The organism is Roseateles albus (assembly GCF_028595345.1).
Taxonomy (GTDB): Bacteria; Pseudomonadota; Gammaproteobacteria; order Burkholderiales; family Burkholderiaceae_C; genus Paucibacter_A; species Paucibacter_A albus.
In genome coordinates this window covers 34,752-54,890 of record NZ_JAQQXT010000010.1, presented here as the reverse complement: position 1 = coordinate 54,890, position 20,139 = coordinate 34,752, and the positions used below count along the sequence as shown (strand labels likewise).

The window sequence follows — 20,139 nt, the reverse complement described above, 5'->3', positions numbered from 1 at the left end:
CTTCAGTTCAAAGGGGCCGGGCGGGTGGATATATGAGGGCTGCGAGGAGCATCGTACACAAACAGCAACTCGAAAATAGCCAGAGGTGCCGGGCCAATACTCAATGTGGCGCCAAGCTGACGCGCCAGATCAAACACCAGTTGCATTCCCAGCGAGCGCGCACAACGCGCCTCGAATTCGGCCGCGTCGCCCAAGCCCACGCCGTTATCGCTGACCCGCAGGCACCACTGCCGCTCGGCCTCATCCAAGGCTTGCAGCTCGATCTTGAGCTCGCCCCCGCGCCCGGCCGGGAAAGCATGTTTGAAGCTGTTTGAGATCAGCTCATTGACCAGCAGGCCAATCGGTGCGGCCTGATCTAGGCTCATCGTCAGCGGGCGCAGCTGCAAGGTCAATTTCACCGCGACATCGCCGACCTGCGCTCGCACCGCCTGCGTTGCCAGCAGCTGCAAATAACTCGCCAGATCAACGGAGGCAAAGATCCCGCTGCGGTAGAGCGACTCATGCAAGAGTGCCATCGAGCGAATGCGCGCCTGCATCTCGCCCAAGACCGCGCGGGTTTCGAGCTGTTCGCTGCGCGTGGCCTCAAGGCGCAACAAGCTGGTGATGACTTGCAGATTGTTCTTGACCCGGTGGTGCACCTCATTGAGCAGGCCGACCTTCTCCTGCAAGGACAGCTCCAGCTCACGCTTGGCCTGGTGACTCTCGCTGATGTCCTGAATCGTGCCGATCAATTTCAGCGTAATGCCGTTTTCACGCACGGCCGAGCCTTGTGTGCGCACCCATTTGGGCGTTCCCTGCGCGCCTATCCATGGCAGTTCCATGTCGTAAGGCGTACCGCTGTCGATGGCAGCCTGCAAGGCCGCCTCGATCAAGGGCCGGGCCTCGGGCGCAAACAGGTGGATGCCGTCGGCCAGCGGCGGCTCCAGCGCGTCCGACAACTCGGCGATGCGAAAGGTCTCGCGCGTCCAGCTCAGCTTCATCGTGGCCAACTCAAGCTGCCAGCCGCCGACCTTGGCCAGCGCACCGGTGCGCTCCAGCAACTCGGCGCTGATGGCCAAGCTCGCTTGCACCCGGTAGGCCTCGCTGACATCGCTGAACACCAGCACCATGCCTTGCAGTTGGCCGGCGGCATCGCGAATCGGCGCGGCGCTGTCAGCGATTTGATACTCCGCCCCGCCTCGCGCCAGCAAGCTGGTGTGATTGGCCAAGCCCATGGCCAGGCCGCTGGCCAATACCCGCTGCGCGGGGTCCTCACGTGGCTGGCGGCTGCCGGTATCGATGATGCAAAACACCTCCGGCAGCGTCCGCCCCAAGGCCTCGGCCAAGGTCCAGCCGGTCAGGCGCTCGGCCACTGGGTTCATGCGGGTGATCAGGCCGGCCGCGTCGGTGGCGATCACCGCGTCGCCGATCGAGTGCAGCGTGATGCTCAAGCTCTCTTCGCTGCGCTTGAGCAGCTGCTGGCCGTGGGCGAGTTCGGCCACGGCTTGCCTGACTTGGCGGCGCAACAAGATCACAAAGGCTGTGGCGAGAAGCAAGGCCAAGCCAAGCAAAAGCAGCAGATATTTGGCCAGATCAGGCCAGGCGATGTCATGCATGATGGTCAGGGGCAGCATGCGTCAGCGTGGCAAGAAGCTGACGCTGAATTCCGCCGCCGGCCCAGCACCGACTTCAAGCTGACCGCCGATTTGATGCGCCAGGTCGGACACCAGTTGCAGGCCCAAGGAGCGCTCGCGCCTGGCCTCAAAGTCCGCCGGCAGGCCGGCACCGGTGTCGCTGACCGTCAAGCGCCAGCGGGGGCCACCGGCCAGCGGCTGCAAGCTGACGCGAACTTCCCCTTCACTGAGTGCGCCACCTTGCGCCGCCTCATCTGCGCCGCTCGCAAAGCCATGCTTGAAGCAGTTGCTGACCAGCTCATTGAGCAAGAGCCCGCAAGGCGTGGCCAGGTCCAGGCCGACCTTGAGCGGCGCCAGGTCCAGCGTCAGGCGCACCCGGCCACTGGCCGACAGGCGAAACACCTGCGTGGCGACCTGCGCCAAATAGACCGACAGATCGGAACCCGCAAAGACACCCGAGCGATACAGCGTCTCATGCAGCAAGGCCATCGAGCGGATGCGACCCTGCATCGCGTCCAGCACCGACTTGGTTTGCGGCAGGCTGCTGCGGCCCGCCTCCAGGCGCAAGAGGCTGGTGATCACCTGCAAATTGTTCTTGACTCGGTGATGCACCTCCCTGAGCAAGGCTTCCTTGTCCTGCAAGCTCTGACGCAAAGCTTCCTCGCTCTGCTTGCGCGCCGTGATGTCACGCGACAAGACCACGAAGCGAGACTGCTCGGATGCCGCATCTACCTTGCGCACCACCGAAAGCTCGAACCACATCGGGCCTTGCGCCAGATCGAGCCGCATCTGCTGACCGATCGAGAAGCCTTCCCGATCAGCTTGCTCCAGGCTGGCCATCACCACGGCCGCAGCAGCGGACGGCAAGATATCGCTGACCAACTTGCCCAGAAATACCTCGGCGGGTGCGGCCAGTAGATCGCTGCGGGCGGAGTGGTAGTCGTGATAGCGCCCCTGCAGGTCGAGCTCAAACAGCAGGTCGGGCACGGCATCCAAGGTTGCCCGCAGACTGGCCTGGCTGGCATGCAACTGCCTGGCCAGATTGGTCTGCTGCAAGGCCGTGGCCACGCGCCATTTAAGCAGCTTGAGATAACCGCGCTGTGGGTCCTTCAACATATAGTCGTGCACGCCCAACTCGAGCGCGCGCACCGCGATTTGCTCCTCGCCCATGCCCGCCACCAACAGCACCAGCTGCGCGCCAAACGCATCGATCAAATCAAAGCAAGTGCCGTCGCCCAGGTTGTAGTCGGACAGGATGATGTCGAAAGCTTGCCCGGCCAGCTCGCTGCGCGCCTGCGCGACCGAGCGCGCAACGCGAACACGGTAAGGCAGGCCTTGCTCCTTGACCGCCTTCAAAAAGGCCATTTCGTCGACCAGATCGTCTTCGATCAACAGCAAACTGACGACGCTGGCAGCATTGAATGCGGGCAAGTTCGCCGCGTTCAATTGGGTGCCCCTTCACTGGTCGACCAATAGTCGCGAATCACTTGCATGGTGCGCACAAACTGCGGGTAGTCGACCGGCTTGAGCATATAGCCCGAGACATTTTGATCAAAGCTGGCCATGCGGTCGGTCTCTTCTTGAGATGTGGTCAGCACCACCACCGGAATGCGCTTGAGCAGAGGGTCTTGCTTGAGCACGGCCAAGAATTCGATCCCATTCATGCGGGGCATATTGAGGTCAAGCAGGATCAAGCCCGGCCTGGGCTTGGCCGGATCGCGCAAAAACGCCAAGCCCGCTTCACCATCGCTGACCTGATCGAGCGGATATTCCACACCCAAATCTCTGAGTGAGCGGCGCACCGTCATCACATCGACCTCATCGTCTTCGATCAGCAATATATGTTGCTGTGCTTGCATGATGATCTGGCCCTCGCTGGCTACTGATTGCACTGCTGCCGATGATTTTGCGTCAGGCTTTGCAGCGGACTTCTTCTTTGCACAATGCCGAGACGCAACGCTACACGATTTCGGCCGGCAGCGTGAAATGAAAAGCAGCACCTTCTCCGGGCGTGGATTCGACCCAAACGCGCCCCCCCTCGAGCTCGACGATCTTCTTCACCAAGGCCAGGCCAACGCCGGTGCTCTCGACCTTGTCACGCGGGCTCAGGGTTTGAAACAGCTGGAATATCTTGTCGAAAAATCTGGCCTCAATGCCGGGGCCGTTATCGGCCACCGTGAACTGCCACATCGGCCCGATCACCGCGCAGCTCACCGTCACCCGGCCGGCCGCTTTGTCCATGTATTTGATTGCGTTGGAGAGCAGGTTTTGAAACAGCTGCTGAGCTTTGAAGGGGTCTATTTGCACGCTCGGCAAGGTTCCGTTCAGCTCAATCATTAGGTGCGGCGGCGGGGCCAATAACTCGATGCTATTGCGCACCAGCGCATCCAAATTGACCAAGCGGCGCTCCTCCCGCCCGCGACCGGCGCGCGAGTAGGCCAAGATGCCGTCAACCAAGGCGCCCAGGCGCTTGACGCGGTTGTCAATCAGGCCGAGCTGCTGCGCACCTTCGGCGCCTAGTTTGTCGGCGTAGTCGCTCATCAACCAGCTCGCCAGGCTGCTGATGCCGCGCAGCGGAGCCTTCAAGTCATGCGAGACGATGTAGGCGAAGTCATTCAACTCACGGTTGGCTGCCTGCAACTCCAAGAGCATTTCTTCGTTGTGTTGCTCCAGCAATTTACGCGCCGTGATCTCGGCGCGGATCGCCACATATTGGGCCGGGCTCCCATCCGCGCCCAGAAAAGGCACGATGGTGGTCTCGACCCAATAGATGCTGCCGTCCTTGGCCAGGTTCTTCAATTCGCCCTTCCAGACCCGGCCGCTGCTTATCGTCTCCCACAGCTCGCGGATAAAGGCCTTGGGGTGGTGACCGGAATTGATGATGCGGTGATCACTGCCTATCAATTCCTCGCGCGACCATTTTGAAATCGCGCAGAACTTGTCGTTCACATAGCAGATGCTGCCGCGCGCATCGGTGATCGCGACGATGGCATGCTCGTCCAAAGCTCGTTTATAGGCCTCGAGCTCACTCAGCTGAGCGGGCGGGCTTGGGGGCGAAGCAGCGGGTTCATGACTCATCTTTTGGGGCCTCGGTTGGGGGCGAGGTTGAGAGCGAGTTTTGGGGCGCGGTTTGCGCCGTGGTTTGCGCCGTGGTTTGTGGCATGAAGCGCAACTCGAAAGCAGCCAGCGGCAGCGGGCCAACCGTCAAGACGCCGCCGATCTGACGGGCCAAATCGCCCACCAGTTGCAGGCCTAGCGAGGACGTGCCGGCCAGCGTGAAGTCTTGCGGCAAGCCGATGCCATCATCCTGCACGCGCAGGCACCATTGCCGAGCTGTATCGGTTTGCTCGCTGCCAGCCTGCGGCTGCAAGCTCAGCTTCAGCACGCCCGCTCGGCCGCCGACAAAGCCATGCTTATAGGCATTGGTGATCAGCTCATTGACCAGCAAGCCGCAGGGTGTGGCTTGGTCCAGGCTCACTTGCAGGCATCCCATATCCAAATGCAGCCGAACCGCTGGGCTGCCTTGGCTGCGGCAGGCCTGCACGGCCACATCCTTCAGATAAGCGCCCAGATTCACGCTGGCAAAAAGGCCGCTGCGATAAAGCGACTCATGCAGCATGCCCATTGCGCGCAGGCGCCCTTGCATATCTGTCAAGACCTGTCGAGTGCGGTCCTCGGCGCCGCGCGCCGCCTCCAGCCGCATCAGGCTGCTGACCACCTGCAGATTGTTTTTCACCCGGTGATGAACTTCGTTCAGCAGCACCGTCTTCTCCTGCAAGGCCGCCTGCAGCGCGAGCCGGCTTTGCTTGCGCTCGGTGATGTCGTGCACCAGCGCCAAATTGGCAGGCGCGCCGTCAAACTCGATCATGGCGCCCTGCACTTCGACGTCGATGACGCTGCCGTCCAGCTTCAGATAGCGCGATTCCAACGGGATCAAACGCAGCCCACCTTCGGCCACCTGCGCCACTCTGGCCAGTACCTGCGAATGCTCATCGGGGTGGATGAATTTCAGCACCGGTTGGCCGACCAGGTCCTGGGCCGATTGCCCGCCCAATAACTTGACCAAGGCCGGGTTGGCAAAGAGCAAGCGGCCCGCCCGGTGCACGGCGATGGGCTCGGGTGACTGCTCGATCATGGCCCGGTAGCGTGCCTCGCTGTCGGCCAGTGCGAGTTCGCGCTCGCCGAGTTCGGCCAAGAGCAGATTGAAACCCGCGATCAGCAGGCCGATTTCATCGGGCCGTTTGATTGGCAAAGGCTGCATAGGCAAACCGGTACTTGATGTGGCCGCCGCGACAGCCAGGTGTTTGGCCGCTTGCACCAGCGGCGCGAGCTGATGTTGCAGCAGCCACCACATCAGACCCGCAGCCAGCAAACTCAAGCCCAAGGCGGCCCACAACATACGCCGCTGCATGGCGTGCAGCGGCGCAAAAGCTTCTTCGGTCGGCAAGGATGCCGCCACCGCCCAACCCGCCAGCGGCACGGTCGTCAGCGACACCAGCGCCTCTTGCCCGGCCGGGTTGGTGTAAACCAAGCTGCTGTGTTGCCCTGCGAGGAGTCGGTCCAGAGCCGGGTCTTCACCGAGCGGCGCCAGAGTTTGCATGACGCGACCGGGGTCGCTGGACGTGATGCTCAGGCGATGCTTGATTGACACCAAAAAGAAATGCCCGGTTTGGCCAAAACCATGGGCCGTGATGCGGTCCAAAAAACTCGGCTTGGCCATATTGATCAGGCCGACCAGGACGCCCTGCACCTGACCGCCCCCATCACGCACGGCCACGATCAGGCCGAACACGGGGGTCTTCAAGATCCGCCCCATCACCGCGCGCCCGACGCGGGAGCGGCCATCATTCAGGCAGTCAGCGACATCGGTGTTGCGCAAATAGTTGCTGCCCACCCGGCCGGGCAGCGGCGGCGCATCGGCAATCGCCCGCCCATCCTTGGCGATGAACACCACCCCGCCGTTGAAGAGGGACAGCAAGACCGGCCGCTGATCCAGCAGGCTTTGAGCTTCTACGGGGTCTGCATCCCTCGCACCGCCGGCCTCTCTTGCGACCGCCTCAAGTGCAGCGAAGCGCGTTCCCAGCTGATCATTGATCTCGGCCGCCAACAGACCCACACTGCGATATTGCTGCTCGCTCAGCAAGGCCTGCACATCGTCATGCACGATGCGACCGACGTAGATCGCCAGCGTCCAAATGCTCAACACTACCAAGGCCAGGGTAACCAGCGTCAGGCGGGCATTGAGCGTGCGCAAAGGCAGGAAACCGGGCCTTGACAAATGACTCTCCAACACGATGAAGCCAAAAGGAAAGACACCCGCCCGTCAAGGCAAGGCGTTTGACTTTGAGCGGCCAATATTCAGCACGATCAAGCTCAGGCCTATGCGCCAGCTCAACCAGGTGATCAGCATGACAAAGGCCAAGCCAAGGGCCAAACTATGACGCAGCATGGCCTCGGCGTCTGCAAAAAGTTCGGCCTGCGGCAGCCCGGCGAGCAAGCGCCAATCCGTCCCCGCAATGCTCACAACATGGTTCAGGCGCGGCCCCTCATCCGGCGCCAAGGGGGCGCTGAACTCGCCTTCTCGGAATCCTTGCCGCCCCAGCAAGTCACGCAGGGCATCGGCCGAGACATTGACCCGACCAATGAAGGCGGCTGCATCGCTTGAACGGGCCACAATGGTCTGCTGCCGACTCAACACCTCCACGACCGCATGGCTGGGCAGGCCCTCGCGCAGGCGCTCACTCATCTGCAAGAGGTCCAGTTGCAGGTTCAAGGAACCCAGGCGCTGACCCGAGCTGTCGAACAGCGGCTGCGTCAGCCAGGTCAGCCAACGACCTGCACTGTGCAAGGACAGGCTTGCATTTTGCAAGCTCGCCGGGCTTGGCGGCAGCCGCCCATGCGGGCTTACCAGCTCGCAGATCAGCTCGCCATGCAGATCTCTAACGCTTAAATTGACCAGCACCTGGTCCAGCCGGACAAGAGCGCTGGAAAAGCGCGCGCAACGAGCCGCATCGGCGTCTTGCCTGGCCGCTTCCCGGGCCAGGTTTTTCAGCAAGACTAGATCGCGGCCGAGTTGCTGCTGCAGGCTTGTTGCCGCAGCCGTCGCCACGGCTTTGACGCGGGCATGTGCTTGCTCCCGGGCAAGCTGCATATGCTGCAGGCTGGACCCGATCAGCTCAAAAGCGATCAACAACGTGATGGGCAGGGCGATCAAATAGCACAACAAGGCAAAGCGCCGCGAAGTCTGGGCCACCGCAAGCTCGGGCGCCTCCATCTCGTCGCCGCTCGGTGGGCCTGCTTGCCTGATTTCCAAATCGCTCCCCTCCACTGCGGCGCGCGGCTTTACTCCAATGTGGCTTGCTTGGAGCCTTGCACACTTCTAAAGCGCCGATCGATTGAAGGCGCATGCAATTCATGCGCCGAATTTCAAGGCACTGTAGGCAGGTCGGCCTTGCAGCGCCATCGGCTCAATACCTGAAGTTTGGGGGGAATATTCCTGAGTACCCTCAGGCAATCAGTCCGCGCAAACCCTTGGTCACCAACAAAAGACCAAAAATAAGCAACATCACGGCCATCACCAGGGCATTGTGTTTGACCAAGGCCAGCTGCCAAACCTTCAGCACCGCCTTCGCCGCGCTGCCGCCCATCAAAAAATAGCACAAGGGTATGAAAACACCCAAACTGGCAAACACAACAAACAAGAGAATCAATAAGGCGGCATCCGGCCGCGACAAACCCGCATGCGTTATTGATATCCCGGCAGCCACGATCAATACGGTATTTTTGGGGTTGGTAAAGCCGGAAAGTAAAAAACCAGCCAAGCCGGCTTTGCGCGGCGAAAATGATTCGATGGCCGCCATCCATTTAGGCGTGCTAGGGGCCAGTTGTCGCTTTTGCCACTGCCGCCAAGCTGCCAACAACAAGACGGCACCCAACAAGGTTCGCCCAACAGACTCCAGCAGCGATGGGCTCAGCGCATAGGCCTCCTCGCCCGCTTCGATCAAGACCACGGCTGCGCCACAAATCAGCCCCAATCCAAGCACCCAACCGGCCAAGAAGGCCGGCCCATTTTGGCGCGCCCTGCGCGAAAACAGATTCAAAATAATAGCGACCAAGGATATCGGACTCAAGGCAATCAACAGGGCGTAAGGCAGAATTTCCGCCAAAGAAGCTGCAAAACTTGTATTCATATCACCTTTTTTTCGCACGCCTGATCAATGACAAAAGACCAGCCAATCAATATCCAAATCATTATGAAAATTTAGATATACATCAAGAATCCCCAATCAATGATGCCATATCGCCAGGATGAAATACTGCGGCAAATTTCAGCCATGCTAGACTGAAGCACAACCTCAGTGGGTGCGTCTAGGCAAAAACATTTGCTGCCGGATTATCTTCACCGCTTCACTTATTCACAGGGAGTCAGCCAGATGTTGAAGAATAAAGTTGCCGTCGTCACCGGTTCGACCAGTGGTATTGGCCTGGGGCTGGCGCGTCAGCTGGCGGCGGCCGGCGCCGATCTGATGATCAACGGTTTCGGCGACGCCGCCGAGATCGAAGCCTTGCGCCAAGAACTCGCCAGCACTTACGGCGTGCGCGTAGCCTATAACGAGGCCGATTTGTCGATTGCGGCAAAGGCGACCGGTTTGATCGAAAGCACCTTGCGCGAACTCGGCAGCGTCGACATCTTGGTCAACAACGCCGGCATTCAATATGTATCGCCAGTGCATGAGTTTCCGCTGGAGCGCTGGGATGCCGTGATTGCGATCAACTTGACCGCCGTCTTCCTGACCACCCGCGCCGCCCTGCCCGGCATGAAGGAGCGCGGCTGGGGACGCATCATCAATATCGCCTCGGTACATGGCCTAGTCGCCTCGGCCGACAAGGCGGCCTATGTGGCGTCCAAGCATGGCGTAGTTGGCCTGACCAAGACGGTGGCCTTGGAAACCGCCACGAGCGGCATCACCTGCAACGCCATCTGCCCGGGCTGGGTATTGACGCCGCTGGTGCAAAAACAAATTGATGCCCTGGCCGCCAAAGAAAACATCAGCACAGACGAAGCGAAAACCAAGCTGCTGAGTGAAAAGCAGCCTTCGCTGCAATTTGCTTCGCCGGAACAACTGGGCGGCCTGGCCGTCTTCTTGTGTTCCGACGCCGCCGCGCAAATGACCGGCATATCGCTGCCGGTCGACGGCGGTTGGGTGGCGCGCTAGAGCCCTACCCTCACTTTGCCGCTTTTGCAGCGGCAGCCGGAGTTGCCAGCACCTGGATCCGGCCCACCATGCCGGCTTGGTAATGCCCGGCGATCAGGCAAGCGAAGTCGAAGTCCCCGGCGCGGTTGAAGGTCCAGACAATCTGGCCCTTGCCGCCGGGCTGCACATGAGCCATATAGGGCTCATCGTGCTGCATATTCGGAAACTTCAGCATCATCGCCGCATGCTCGGCCAGGGAATCCTTGCTGCCGATGACGAACTCGTGCATCACCTTGCCCTCGTTTTTGATGACGAATTTGATGGTCTCGCCTTGCTTGACCTCAATCAGGGCAGGCGTGAAGCGCATCGCATCCGACATGCTGACCTGGACGGTCCGATTGACTGCTTTGGCCTCGCCGGCGATGCCAAAAGTCATCTGCTCCTTGTTGACAGTGCCTGCTTTCGCCGCATGCCCTTCCACGCCATGCGCGCGGGCCGGTGCGTTGAAGCTCAGGGCCAGTGCGGCTGACAAGATGGCGACGCTGACTACGTTGTTCTGTATCGATTTCATTTTTAGCGCTTGAAGCAGAGTGTCTGTGGAGGCCGCTTGGTTGCGGGTTCGATGCACGATCCGCTCGGGACCGGTGCGCAGTTTGCGCGAAGTTCCATCATAGAGTCTCAGGCCGAAAAGCGTTTGCGGCCCCCGCTCATGCACAATGCCGAGGCCTATCAACGCATAAGAAAAACCGATGAAACTTGCCACCTGGAACGTCAATTCGCTCAATGTGCGCCTGCCGCAAATGCTGGACTGGCTGCAGGCCAACCCGGTTGACGTTTTGGTGCTGCAAGAAACCAAGCTCACCGACGACAAGTTCCCCGCCGCCGAGATCGAGGCCGCCGGCTATCAGGTGCAATGGTTTGGTCAAAAAACCTATAACGGCGTGGCCCTGCTAAGCCGCGGCGAGGCCGCCACCGACGTCATCAAAAACCTACCCGGCTTTGACGACCCGCAAGCACGGGTGATTGCCGGCACGGTCAAGGGCGTGCGCTGCATAGGGGCCTACTTCCCCAACGGGCAGGCGCCGGACAGCGACAAATTTGTCTACAAAATGGCTTGGCTGGAGGCACTGCAGCGCTTTGTGGCCGCCGAATTGCAGAGCCACGAAAAGCTGGTGTTGATGGGTGACTTCAATATCGCGCCGACCGATGCCGATGTGTACGACCCCATCGCCTGGGCCGGCCAGATCCACTGCACGCCGCAGGAGCGCGCGCATTTTCAGGCGCTGCAGGCGCAAGGCCTGAGTGACGCCTTCCGGCTGTTCGAGCAAGCTCCCAAGAGCTGGAGTTGGTGGGATTACCGCAATCTTGCGTTCAGAAAAAACCAAGGCCTGCGCATCGACCATATCTTGGTCAGCCAGGCCTTGAAGAACGACGTGAGGGCTTGTGTGATCGACAAGCTGCCGCGCAAGAACGAGCGACCCAGCGACCACGCGCCGGTGATTATTGAACTCGCCTGAGATTTAATTGCCGGACGGGCCTGCCCCGCCCGAGGCCTGCGACACGTAGCGCGCCAGGGCTTTGATCTCGGCTTCACCGAGGGTCTTGAAGGCCGGCATATTGCCCAGCCCATTGCGCAAGGCCTTGCTCACACGATCGGCATCGGGCTTGATTTCATCCAGCACCGGGCCCACAGCACCTTCGGAGCCCGCATCCCTCAGGGTATGGCATAGCGCACAAGCCGGCACGGCTGTTTTGGTGAACAGGCGCTTGCCCAACTCGAACTCGGCCTCCTGAGCTTGCTTGGCCGTGACGCCGTCGGTGCCGGCGTTCACGGACCCAAACGCCAGCAAGCCGCAGACCAAGGCGAAGATCAAGCCGAACAGGCGCTGTTGAACCATCACGCCAGTGTCACCGTCACCGCGTGGTCCAGCACGCTGTTGTTGTTATAGCCGCCGACGTTCTCGAGTCGCTGCTCGGGCTGCGCATTGCCGGCCGTATCGATGGCCCGGCTCATCAAGGTGTGCGTGCCGGCGGGCAGCTTGGCCGCCAACACGAACTGTCGCCACGCGTATTTGCCCAGATCCGGGCCGACCAGCCGCGCCTCTTTCCAGGTCTTGCCGGCGTCGACCGACACCTCTACCCGCTTGACCGCCCGCTGCCCACCAAAGGCCAGCCCTTGAATCTGCACTTGGCCAGCGGCCGCCGCACGCTCGGGCAAAGGCGAAGTGATCCAACTCTTGACATTCATCTCCAGCACCGAGGGCTGACTCGGGTCGGCCTTGGCGCCGGGTGGGGAGATGCGGTAGCCATGGGCCATGATCTTGGCGTCGGATTCTTGCGCCGTGAAGGCCAGCCGCTTGACGTATTTGATCTGATTGACACCTTGGTAGCCCGGCACGATCAAGCGCAAAGGGCCACCATGAGCCAGCGGAATTGGCACGCCGTTCATCTCCCAGGCCAAGAGCGCATCCGCCATGGCCTTGGCCGGCACCGAACGCTCGACCATGATGGATTTGGGATCCAGCCCCTCCGGCAATAGCTCGCCGCCGGTGCCGGTCATGAAGTCCATACCGGCCATGGTGCCGCCCAAGCTCTCCACCAGTTGCCGCACCGACACCCCGGTCCACACCACGCAGCCGGCTGCGCCAACAGTCCAGGGCGTGCCGCTGGGCTTGTTGGGGAAGAAGCCGCGGCCATTGCCCGAACATTGCAAGACCATGGGGGTAGTTTCCAAACCCATGGTCTTGAGTTCCCGCAGGCTCAAGACGCGCGGCTGCTTGACGCCTTCGATGCTGATTTCCCAGGCATCGCGGTTTTCCAGAATGCTGGCGCTGGGCGCCGGCAGGTTGTTGCGCACATAGAGCTGTTCGGCCGGTGTGATCAAACCATTGCCAAAGGCCTGGCGCTTGGTTTCTATGGTGCTGCTGGAGTGAATGATGACGGCGCCTGCGTCCTTCCAGGCCGCATAGGCAGGTAGCGGCGGCTTGGCAGGTGCGACCGGGAGCGCCGGCGCGGAGGCAGCGGACTGTGCTTGTGCATGTGCTTGGCCATTGGCGGCACCCAAACCCATGGTCGCCAGCGCCCCGGCACTGCCGGCCAGCCATTGACGCCGACCCAGGCTTGTCGCTGCGTCCTGTTTCGATTTGCTGCTCATGAAAACTCCTCTGCTGCTCATTTCACCCAAACCGATGGTAGGGCTTATTCGCCTGCGATTCTCTTAGGGATTTACAGCAAACTCGAATTGAATGCCCTGCTGCATGCCAACAATATCGCGACCGGCACCAAAATTGAGACAAGGCTATTGACTGTCACGACCCTGTCAACACAAGATAGTTCAGCCCGGCGTGTATTTAGGCACTGCTCGGCGTGAGAGCATGTCATTACAATTGGTATCAAAGTGGATTTGTATTTGAACTAAGCAGCCCCGACCGAACAAATCAGCCCTCAAGGAGTGATCTTGCAGAACACACCGTGCCTCAGCGCCCACGCCACCACGTCCCACGCAAATTCGCGCACCAAGGGCCAGAGTGGCTTTACCTTGATGGAGTTGATGGTCGCCGTCATCGTGGTGGGGATTTTGGCCGCCGTGGCCATCCCCTCCTACACCAGCTATATCAACAAGAGCCGCGCCAAGAGCGCCAGCGCCGATCTCGCTGCACTGGCCTTGAATATGGAGAACCGCTATCAGCTGCAGCTGACGTATCCGGTCTACGCAGCCAACACGGCGGCTACGAACACGATCTTCAGCGCTTGGTCACCCACGCAGGCCAGTTACTTCAACTACACCATGGTCAGCACCGCCAGCAGCTACACGCTGACGGCCACCGGCAAGGGCAGCTCCGCCGGCTGCACGATCAGCTTGGACAACCTCAATACCCGAACCGCAAGCAGCAGTTGCGGCTTCACTTCATGGTGAAGTCCCAAGCCGGACTGTCGATGATCGAGTTGATGGTGACGATCGCCGTCATGATGTTGTTGGCCATGGCCGTGGCCCCTTTCTCGGTGGCTTGGGGCAACCAAGCGGCCGTTCGGCAAACCCAGAGTCTGTTGAATCAAGCAATGAGCCAGTTGAAATCCACCGCTCTGCGCAACCCTTCAGCCGCCAGTGCTACGGCGGCCGCCGTGCTCATCAGCATCCCGGGCAAGCTCTGCGTGCGCGAGGGTTTGCCCGGCGCCTTGGACTGCAGCGCTTTCAATTGGTCGGCGGTGCCGCCTGCGGCCATTCAACTGAACGCCGCCGCCAGCCAATGCATTGCACTGGATAGCGCCGGCATGAGCTTAAGCGCAACAGTGGGCGGCGTGGCCTGTGGCACCGTGATGAGCTTCAGCATCAGCAAGGGCTCGGAGAGCAGCAATGGCACGCTCAACTAAGTCCACATTCATGCGCAAGCCAAGGCAGCAACGCGGTGACGCCCTGATCGAGGCCATGGTGGCCATGGTTTTGCTCGGCGTTATTGGTCTTGGATTGGTATATGCCGTCAGCCGCGCGATGGTGGCGCAGAAGTTTCAAAAAGGCCAAAGCTTGGCGATTCAAGCAATACGGGCCGATTTGCAAGGCAATGGCGTGGCCAATAGCTGCCCGGTCAGCGGCAACGCCACCGTCACCAGTGATTTGACGTTGGGCACCAATTTGCAACTGACGGGTTTGCAAAAAACCTGCACCGTCACCCCCGTCACGGTGACGATCAACGGCGTTGCCAAGAGCACCAACTTGCCCATCGTGCGCTTTGCAGTGGATGCCAATACTTTGCTCGGTCCGGGCACCTTGACTGTGACCAACTGATGAAGCCGCACGCTCGACACCCTGGCCGCAGTCAGGCTGGTTTGAGCCTGGTGAGCCTGATGGTGGGCATGGCCATATCAATGTTTGCCGTCTTGGGCGCATTGGCGCTGTACCGCAGCACGACCCAAACGGTGTTTGGCGGCGGTGGCTTGGTACGCAACTCCTTGCAAGATGGCCAACTGGCCTCGGGCCTGCTGAGCGCCCAAATTGCATTGCAAGGCGCAGGCTACGGCATCAGCTCGCCGGTCACCGGCACCCATTTGCTGCTGCTTTCGAACGCCTCTTTAAACCCCAACACCCTGATTCTGAGCGGTACGGTGGTGGCGGTCGGCGCGGCGGCCAGTTCCGGCAACGCGCTGGTCTGGATCGCCAACCCGGGCCTCTCGGCCAGCAGCGCTGACTATCGCTGCCTGGGCCTGGTGTCTGACCCCAGCACCAAGGCGCTCTACATGATTCAGTCCAGCGGTGCCTGTTCGCCTTTGACGACGCAATGGAGCACCATCACCTGGTTGCGCCGCACCTTGGTTGACGCCAATGTGCAGGCACAAGCCGTCACCATGTCGGTGCAAAACGCCAGCAATTGCTGGCCCTATGGCGCGGTGCCCAAGACCATCAGCAGCTATGACCCCCCAGCCGCCTCTGTTCAGGTCAAATTCGGCTACAGCGGCAGCGTGACCGGGTCCAGCAACACCTACACCAGTTGTCTGGCCAACCTGAGCTCTTGATCATGGCATTCACTCAAGGACATATTTGCGCGCGGCGTCGCCAACGCGGCATCTCCTCGGTGCTGTTCATGCTCTTGAGCGGTTTGTCGCTCGGCGCCATGGTGTTTGGCGCGATCTACTATGTGCGCGGCCTGCAATCGCAGTCAGTCACCGTGCATGCGCAGACGCAGGCGCAGCTCAAGGCCTGGAGCGGCGTCGAAGCGCTGCGCCAGCATCTATATCAATTGGGCGCCACCGAGGCGGCCAAGCTGAGCGTGAACCAGGTGGTGACGTTCTCCGCCTTGAGCGGCATCAGCGCGACCGTGGTGGATGTCCTGGCGGCTGACTCGGTCAACTGCGGCGGCGGCACCCGGGTCGGCTTCAATATCACCGGCAGCAGCGGCGGCGCCAACTCGCTGTTGGCTGCGACCTTTTGTGCCAAGGGCAATGGCGGCACACCTGGTGCGACAGGGAAAGTGCCGGCCGTCAATATCAAGGGAAATCTTCAGCTCGGCGGCGATCTGAAGGTGCAAGGCGATGCGCAGACCAAGGTGGTTGTTGACGGCACGGTCAATGGCTCGGGCAGCTTGACCGGCATCTCCAATCTCTATGCGACCGGCGACATCACCTTGGGCGGCTCGGTCGGTTTTGACCTCTTGTTTTCCGAAGGCAATATCAACCTTTCCGGCAGCGCGCTGTACAGCAGCGTGCAGTCGATGAAGAACGTTAGCCTGAGCGGCGGCGTCAGCGTTGCCAGCCTGACCGCCAACGGTACCGTCACGATGTCAAGCAACTCTGTGACCGCTTTGAATTCGATCGGCAATGTCACCACAGGCAGCGCCACCATCGGCACCTTGAAAACCAAGGGCAGCGTCGTCGGCAGCAATTTGACGGTCAGCGGTGACGCACAAGTGGCGGGCAATTACACCGAGTCGTCTAATGGCAGCGTAGGCAGCGGCAACTATGGCGGCAGCCTCTCCACCCAAACCTGGAATACAAAGGTCAACATGACGCGGGTGGCCAACTTGGCCGTCAACATCACGCCCCTGACCTCCAGCACGGTGACCACGCCTGCGTTTGACGCCGGTCCTTACAAGGCGCTGGCGAACTATGTGTTCGAGTGGGACGGCAGCGACATCAAGGTCACAGTCAACAACGTCAACTCCATCCCCAATGGAATCTACTTTCTAGAGGGCTCTGGCCAAACGCGGGACTATCTGTGCAAGACCAACAGCTATAACGCCGCTACTTGCTTGGCAAAAATTTGCTCAGGCTATTCGACCAGCAACACTTGTTTTGCCTATGACAATGCCAAGAAAAAGTGGACCATCGCAGGTACGACCATGGCCCCCGGCGTGCTTTGGTTCGAAGGCGATGTCGAAGCCGGCTCCGGCACCTACTACAACACATGGATCGCCAGTGGCAGCATCAACACTGCCGGCACCAACTCGACCTACGCCGTCAATTACGCAGGTTATGCCAACACCTGCACCAACACCGCCTTCCCGACGCTGGTGCCGACCAATTTTTGCAAAGCCAGTGACACCAGCAAATTGCAGCCGGTGTCGGCCGGCAATATCGCCTATGGCGCCGGAGGACTGGTCGGCACGGTCTACAAGGGCGGCAAGATCAATCTTTCGGCCTCCAACGACGTCTATGGCTCGGTCTTGGCCGGCGATGACTTGACCACCTCGGGCAGCACGGTCGTGCATGGCTACGTCTCCGCCGCCAACCTGGCCTCAATACCGACCGGCAGCAGCTTAGGGGCCAGCACGTCGATCGACCTGCGCAATCTGCCCAGCGGTTTCGATCCCAGCAACACAGCGGCCACTTCCAGCGCGCCTATGTCGGCCACGCTGCTGTGGTCACGTTACCGCTGAAGCAAGGGCTGCAGCGGCTGCGGCCGCTTCACGTAATTTGTCTTTCTTGCTTTTTCGCAAGCCCTTGACGCCGCCGGTGGGCGAAGGTGCCGAGTCCAGATCGGTCGGCTCAAACCCGGCAATTTGCTCCCGCGCAACCCGCTGGGCTTGACGCTTTTCAATCAAGCGGAAATGCGCCTCGCCATTGCTGCTGTGGCCGCTGACGAAGCTGATGGCGACGCCACTCTCACCCGCCCGGCCGGTGCGGCCGATGCGGTGGGTGTAATCCGACGCCGAGCGCGGCAGGTCGTAGTTCAAGACCACCGGCAGGTCAGGAATATCCAGCCCGCGCGCCGCCACATCGGTGGCCACCAGCACCTGGATCTCGGAATTTTTCAGCGCCGCCAGCACCTTGGTGCGACCGCCCTGGCTCAACTCTCCGTGCAAGGCGGCCGCCTTGATGCCTTGCTTCCAGAGCTTGTCCGAGACATGTTCGGTCGCGTACTTGGTCGCCACAAACACCAGCACGCGCGTCCAGCCTTCAGTCTCTAGCAAATGCCGCAGCAAGGGCGTGCGCCGGCTCTCATCAACCTGAATCGAGCGTTGGTGAATCGCCGCCGTGCGCTCGGGCTCGGTGGCAATCGTGATCCTTTCGGGCTGATGCAGCAGGCCATCGGCGAGCGCCTGCACGGCCGGCGCAAAAGTGGCCGAGAAAAACAGGTTCTGGCGCGCCTTCGGGCACAAGGCCAGCACGCGCTGCAACTCATCCGCGAAGCCCATATCAAGCAGGCGATCGGCCTCATCCAGCACCAACATGCTGACGGCCGACAGGCGCAAGGCATTGTTGTCGAGCAAATCCAGCAGGCGCCCTGGCGTGGCTACCACGATGTCGGCGCCGCCGCGCAAGGCCATCATCTGCGGGTTGATGGATACACCACCAAAGACAGTGGCGACCTTGATCGCGATGGGCAAGTCCTGGGCCAAGGCCTGCAATGCTTCACCAATTTGTGCCGCCAGTTCCCGCGTGGGCACCAGCACCAAGGCGCGGGTCTGGCGCACACCGGCGCCGCGCTGTTGCAGCAGATTCTGGAGCAGCGGCAAGGCGAAGGCGGCGGTCTTGCCGGAGCCGGTTTGCGCCAAGCCCAGGACGTCCTGGCCGCGCAAGATGACAGGAATCGCAGCGGCCTGAATGGCGGTCGGGGCGTGGTAGCCCTGCTCGCGCACGGCGCGGATGAGGGCGGGCGAAAGGCCCAGCGTTGCAAAAGACATGAAGTGGGCCTTGGGCGAAAACAAGGGCTGATTTTAAGGCCCGCCAACGAGCTTTCGGCCCAGTTCGCCAGAGAACTAAAACAAAGCGCCCTGCTCGGCTGCCATTTGACCCGCGGCGGCGGCCTCGATCGCCAGCAGCTTCAGCTTGGTTTGCGCGCCGCCATGAGCCGAAAACCCTCCGCTGGCGCCCTTGGCGCCCAAGACCCGGTGGCAAGGCACGATGGGCGCAAAGGGGTTGTCCCCTTCGGCCCGGCCGACCGCACGCGCAGCGCCGGGCTGGCCCAGCATCAGTGCAATTTCGCCGTAAGTCAGGGTCTGGCCGAGTGGTATTTGCCTTGTGATCGCGTGCACACGTTGATTGAACTCGGCCACCTCGCTTTGGTCAAGTGCGAGCTCCAGCAAGTCGGCATGCGCAGTCGGGTCACCAGCCAGCAAACGCTGAATCGCATCAATGGCCCGCAAGACTTGAGCGTTAGGCGCTGCCTCACTGGCCGTACGAAAACGCACCCGCATGCGCTCGCGAGTCAGCCCAGCGTTCTCTTCCGGCAATTGCGAGCCCTTGATGCCCTGCTCGCTCCAGGCAATGCCGCAGCAGCCCAGAGCGGTATCAAAGCAGCTGAATTGCAGCATGTTCAGGCAGCGGCAGCGGCCTGCCGCAAGGCCTCGGTCTGCGCCTGATGTTCGGCCACATGCGCCGCTATGCCGGTGCGCGACTGCGTGGCCAAGGCAGCCACCGCCGCAGCATCCATCGCCTTGTACTGATGGTCGGACCAGATTTGCCGCCAGCGCCGTGAACCGGCCTGGCCGTTCCACAAACCCAGGGCGTGGCGCATCGCCTGCGTCCAGGGCCGGCCGCTCGCTACTTGGGCTTCGAGGTACTTCAGCCATTCGACCTCGACCTGCTCGCGACCGTTCTCGTGGTTTCGGGCCGGCCCCGCCGTGCCGAAAAAGCGCTGGTCCCAGGCCGCCATTTGCCAAGGCTCGTGATAGGCCTGGCGGCCCACCATCACGCCGTCCACATGTAGCAGTTGCTCGGCGATCTGCTCGTCGGTCTTCACGCCACCGTTCAACACGATGGTCAGCCCAGGGAACTCGCGTTTGAGTTGATGCACCAACTCATAGCGCAAGGGCGGCAGCTCGCGGTTTTCTTTCGGAGAGATGCCCTGCAGCCATGCATTTCGGGCATGCACGATGAAGACCGTGCAACCCACATCGGCAATCGCCCCGACAAAATCTCGCACGAATTCGTAGCTCTCCAAGCGGTCTATGCCGATGCGGTGCTTGATCGTCACCGGGATGCTCACCGCATCCAACATCGCCTTGATGCCATCGGCCACCAGGGCCGGTTCGGCCATCAAGCAGGCACCAAAAGCCCCACGTTGCACCCGCTCGCTGGGGCAGCCGCAGTTCAGATTGACTTCGTCATAACCCCATTGCTCGGCCAGCTTGGCGCAGGCGGCCAGATCGGCCGGCTCCGAACCGCCGAGTTGCAGGGCGACCGGATGTTCCTCTTGATTGAAATCGAGGTGGCGCGGCTGATCACCATGCAGCAAGGCGCCAGTGGTCACCATTTCGGTGTAGAGCCGGGTCTTTTGGGTCAGCAGGCGATGAAAGTAGCGACAGTGTTTGTCGGTCCAATCGAGCATGGGGGCGACCGAGAGCCGCCAAGGGTTGTTGATTTTTTCTTGCACCTTCGGATTATCCCAGGCTCAGAAG

Annotated in this window: 20 protein-coding genes; 7 read left to right on the top strand and 13 right to left on the bottom strand. The window is 61.1% G+C overall.

Annotated elements, in window-relative coordinates:
- Positions 1-2 precede the first annotated feature (2 nt).
- The 7 genes from PRZ03_RS16105 to PRZ03_RS16075 form a co-directional block, all read right to left on the bottom strand.
- Positions 3-1,613 (bottom strand): sensor histidine kinase, encoded by a 1,611-nt coding sequence (locus tag PRZ03_RS16105; protein WP_273601292.1) that lies wholly within the window; start codon positions 1,611-1,613, stop codon positions 3-5.
- A 3-nt stretch (positions 1,614-1,616) separates the two neighbouring features.
- The gene (locus PRZ03_RS16100) at positions 1,617-3,044 is read right to left on the bottom strand and encodes a sensor histidine kinase (protein WP_273601291.1); all 1,428 of its coding nucleotides are present in this window, start codon (positions 3,042-3,044) and stop codon (positions 1,617-1,619) included.
- Between the two features lie 11 nt (positions 3,045-3,055).
- Positions 3,056-3,472 carry a response regulator gene (locus PRZ03_RS16095; RefSeq protein WP_273601290.1) on the bottom strand — a complete coding sequence of 139 codons (417 nt, stop codon included), beginning with the start codon at positions 3,470-3,472 and terminating at the stop codon, positions 3,056-3,058.
- Positions 3,473-3,572: 100 nt separating this feature from the next.
- Positions 3,573-4,691 carry an ATP-binding protein gene (locus PRZ03_RS16090; RefSeq protein ID WP_273601288.1) on the bottom strand — a complete coding sequence of 373 codons (1,119 nt, stop codon included), beginning with the start codon at positions 4,689-4,691 and terminating at the stop codon, positions 3,573-3,575.
- Positions 4,681-6,891, bottom strand: a complete 2,211-nt coding sequence (locus PRZ03_RS16085) for a sensor histidine kinase (RefSeq protein WP_273601287.1) — start codon at positions 6,889-6,891, stop codon at positions 4,681-4,683. Before PRZ03_RS16085 ends, PRZ03_RS16090 begins: the two co-directional genes overlap by 11 nt.
- Positions 6,892-6,936: 45 nt before the next feature.
- Positions 6,937-7,926 carry a PDC sensor domain-containing protein gene (locus tag PRZ03_RS16080; RefSeq protein ID WP_273601286.1) on the bottom strand — a complete coding sequence of 330 codons (990 nt, stop codon included), beginning with the start codon at positions 7,924-7,926 and terminating at the stop codon, positions 6,937-6,939.
- Between the two features lie 193 nt (positions 7,927-8,119).
- Positions 8,120-8,803, bottom strand: a complete 684-nt coding sequence (locus tag PRZ03_RS16075) for a GAP family protein (protein WP_273601285.1) — start codon at positions 8,801-8,803, stop codon at positions 8,120-8,122.
- 243 nt (positions 8,804-9,046) lie between these two features.
- Between PRZ03_RS16075 and PRZ03_RS16070 the strand changes: the two genes are divergently transcribed.
- A complete protein-coding gene (locus PRZ03_RS16070) occupies positions 9,047-9,829 on the top strand; it encodes a 3-hydroxybutyrate dehydrogenase (protein ID WP_273601284.1) in 783 nt (260 codons plus the stop codon).
- 10 nt (positions 9,830-9,839) lie between these two features.
- Here PRZ03_RS16070 and PRZ03_RS16065 read toward each other — a convergent pair whose 3' ends face one another.
- Positions 9,840-10,379, bottom strand: coding sequence for a cupredoxin domain-containing protein (locus PRZ03_RS16065; RefSeq protein ID WP_273601283.1), 540 nt, complete (start codon positions 10,377-10,379; stop codon positions 9,840-9,842).
- A gap of 178 nt (positions 10,380-10,557) precedes the next feature.
- Between PRZ03_RS16065 and xth the strand changes: the two genes are divergently transcribed.
- Complete coding sequence (gene xth / locus PRZ03_RS16060; protein WP_273601282.1) at positions 10,558-11,325, top strand: exodeoxyribonuclease III; 768 nt, start codon at positions 10,558-10,560, stop codon at positions 11,323-11,325.
- Positions 11,326-11,328: 3 nt separating this feature from the next.
- Here the strand turns inward: xth and sorU are convergent, their stop codons facing one another.
- Together sorU and sorT are read right to left on the bottom strand one after the other, a co-directional pair.
- Entirely contained in the window at positions 11,329-11,706 is a 378-nt protein-coding gene (gene sorU / locus PRZ03_RS16055) for a SorU family sulfite dehydrogenase c-type cytochrome subunit (protein WP_273601281.1), read from the bottom strand.
- Positions 11,706-12,962, bottom strand: a complete 1,257-nt coding sequence (gene sorT / locus PRZ03_RS16050) for a SorT family sulfite dehydrogenase catalytic subunit (RefSeq protein ID WP_273601280.1) — start codon at positions 12,960-12,962, stop codon at positions 11,706-11,708. Before sorT ends, sorU begins: the two co-directional genes overlap by 1 nt.
- Positions 12,963-13,265: 303 nt before the next feature.
- On the opposite strand from sorT, the gene PRZ03_RS16045 reads away from it, so the two are divergent.
- The 5 genes from PRZ03_RS16045 to PRZ03_RS16025 are packed head-to-tail and all read left to right on the top strand — an operon-like array spanning position 13,266 to position 17,175.
- Positions 13,266-13,724 carry a type IV pilin protein gene (locus PRZ03_RS16045; protein ID WP_273601279.1) on the top strand — a complete coding sequence of 153 codons (459 nt, stop codon included), beginning with the start codon at positions 13,266-13,268 and terminating at the stop codon, positions 13,722-13,724.
- On the top strand, positions 13,718-14,179 hold the full coding sequence (locus PRZ03_RS16040; RefSeq protein WP_263535228.1) for a type II secretion system protein: 462 nt from the start codon (positions 13,718-13,720) through the stop codon (positions 14,177-14,179). Before PRZ03_RS16045 ends, PRZ03_RS16040 begins: the two co-directional genes overlap by 7 nt.
- A gap of 10 nt (positions 14,180-14,189) precedes the next feature.
- The gene (locus PRZ03_RS16035; protein WP_273601278.1) at positions 14,190-14,591 is read left to right on the top strand and encodes a type IV pilus modification PilV family protein; all 402 of its coding nucleotides are present in this window, start codon (positions 14,190-14,192) and stop codon (positions 14,589-14,591) included.
- Entirely contained in the window at positions 14,591-15,316 is a 726-nt protein-coding gene (locus PRZ03_RS16030; RefSeq protein WP_273601276.1) for a PilW family protein, read from the top strand. Before PRZ03_RS16035 ends, PRZ03_RS16030 begins: the two co-directional genes overlap by 1 nt.
- A 2-nt stretch (positions 15,317-15,318) precedes the next feature.
- Positions 15,319-17,175 (top strand): hypothetical protein, encoded by a 1,857-nt coding sequence (locus PRZ03_RS16025; RefSeq protein WP_273601275.1) that lies wholly within the window; start codon positions 15,319-15,321, stop codon positions 17,173-17,175.
- Here the strand turns inward: PRZ03_RS16025 and PRZ03_RS16020 are convergent.
- The 3 genes from PRZ03_RS16020 to dusA all read right to left on the bottom strand — a co-directional run bounded on the left by PRZ03_RS16020 (position 17,161) and on the right by dusA (position 20,069).
- Positions 17,161-18,423 (bottom strand): DEAD/DEAH box helicase, encoded by a 1,263-nt coding sequence (locus tag PRZ03_RS16020; protein ID WP_273601274.1) that lies wholly within the window; start codon positions 18,421-18,423, stop codon positions 17,161-17,163. The two genes, PRZ03_RS16025 and PRZ03_RS16020, sit on opposite strands and share 15 nt — an antisense overlap.
- Before the next feature lie 75 nt (positions 18,424-18,498).
- A complete protein-coding gene (locus PRZ03_RS16015; protein ID WP_273601273.1) occupies positions 18,499-19,053 on the bottom strand; it encodes a methylated-DNA--[protein]-cysteine S-methyltransferase in 555 nt (184 codons plus the stop codon).
- Positions 19,054-19,055: 2 nt separating this feature from the next.
- Positions 19,056-20,069 (bottom strand): tRNA dihydrouridine(20/20a) synthase DusA, encoded by a 1,014-nt coding sequence (gene dusA, locus PRZ03_RS16010; protein ID WP_409993972.1) that lies wholly within the window; start codon positions 20,067-20,069, stop codon positions 19,056-19,058.
- Positions 20,070-20,139 lie beyond the last annotated feature (70 nt).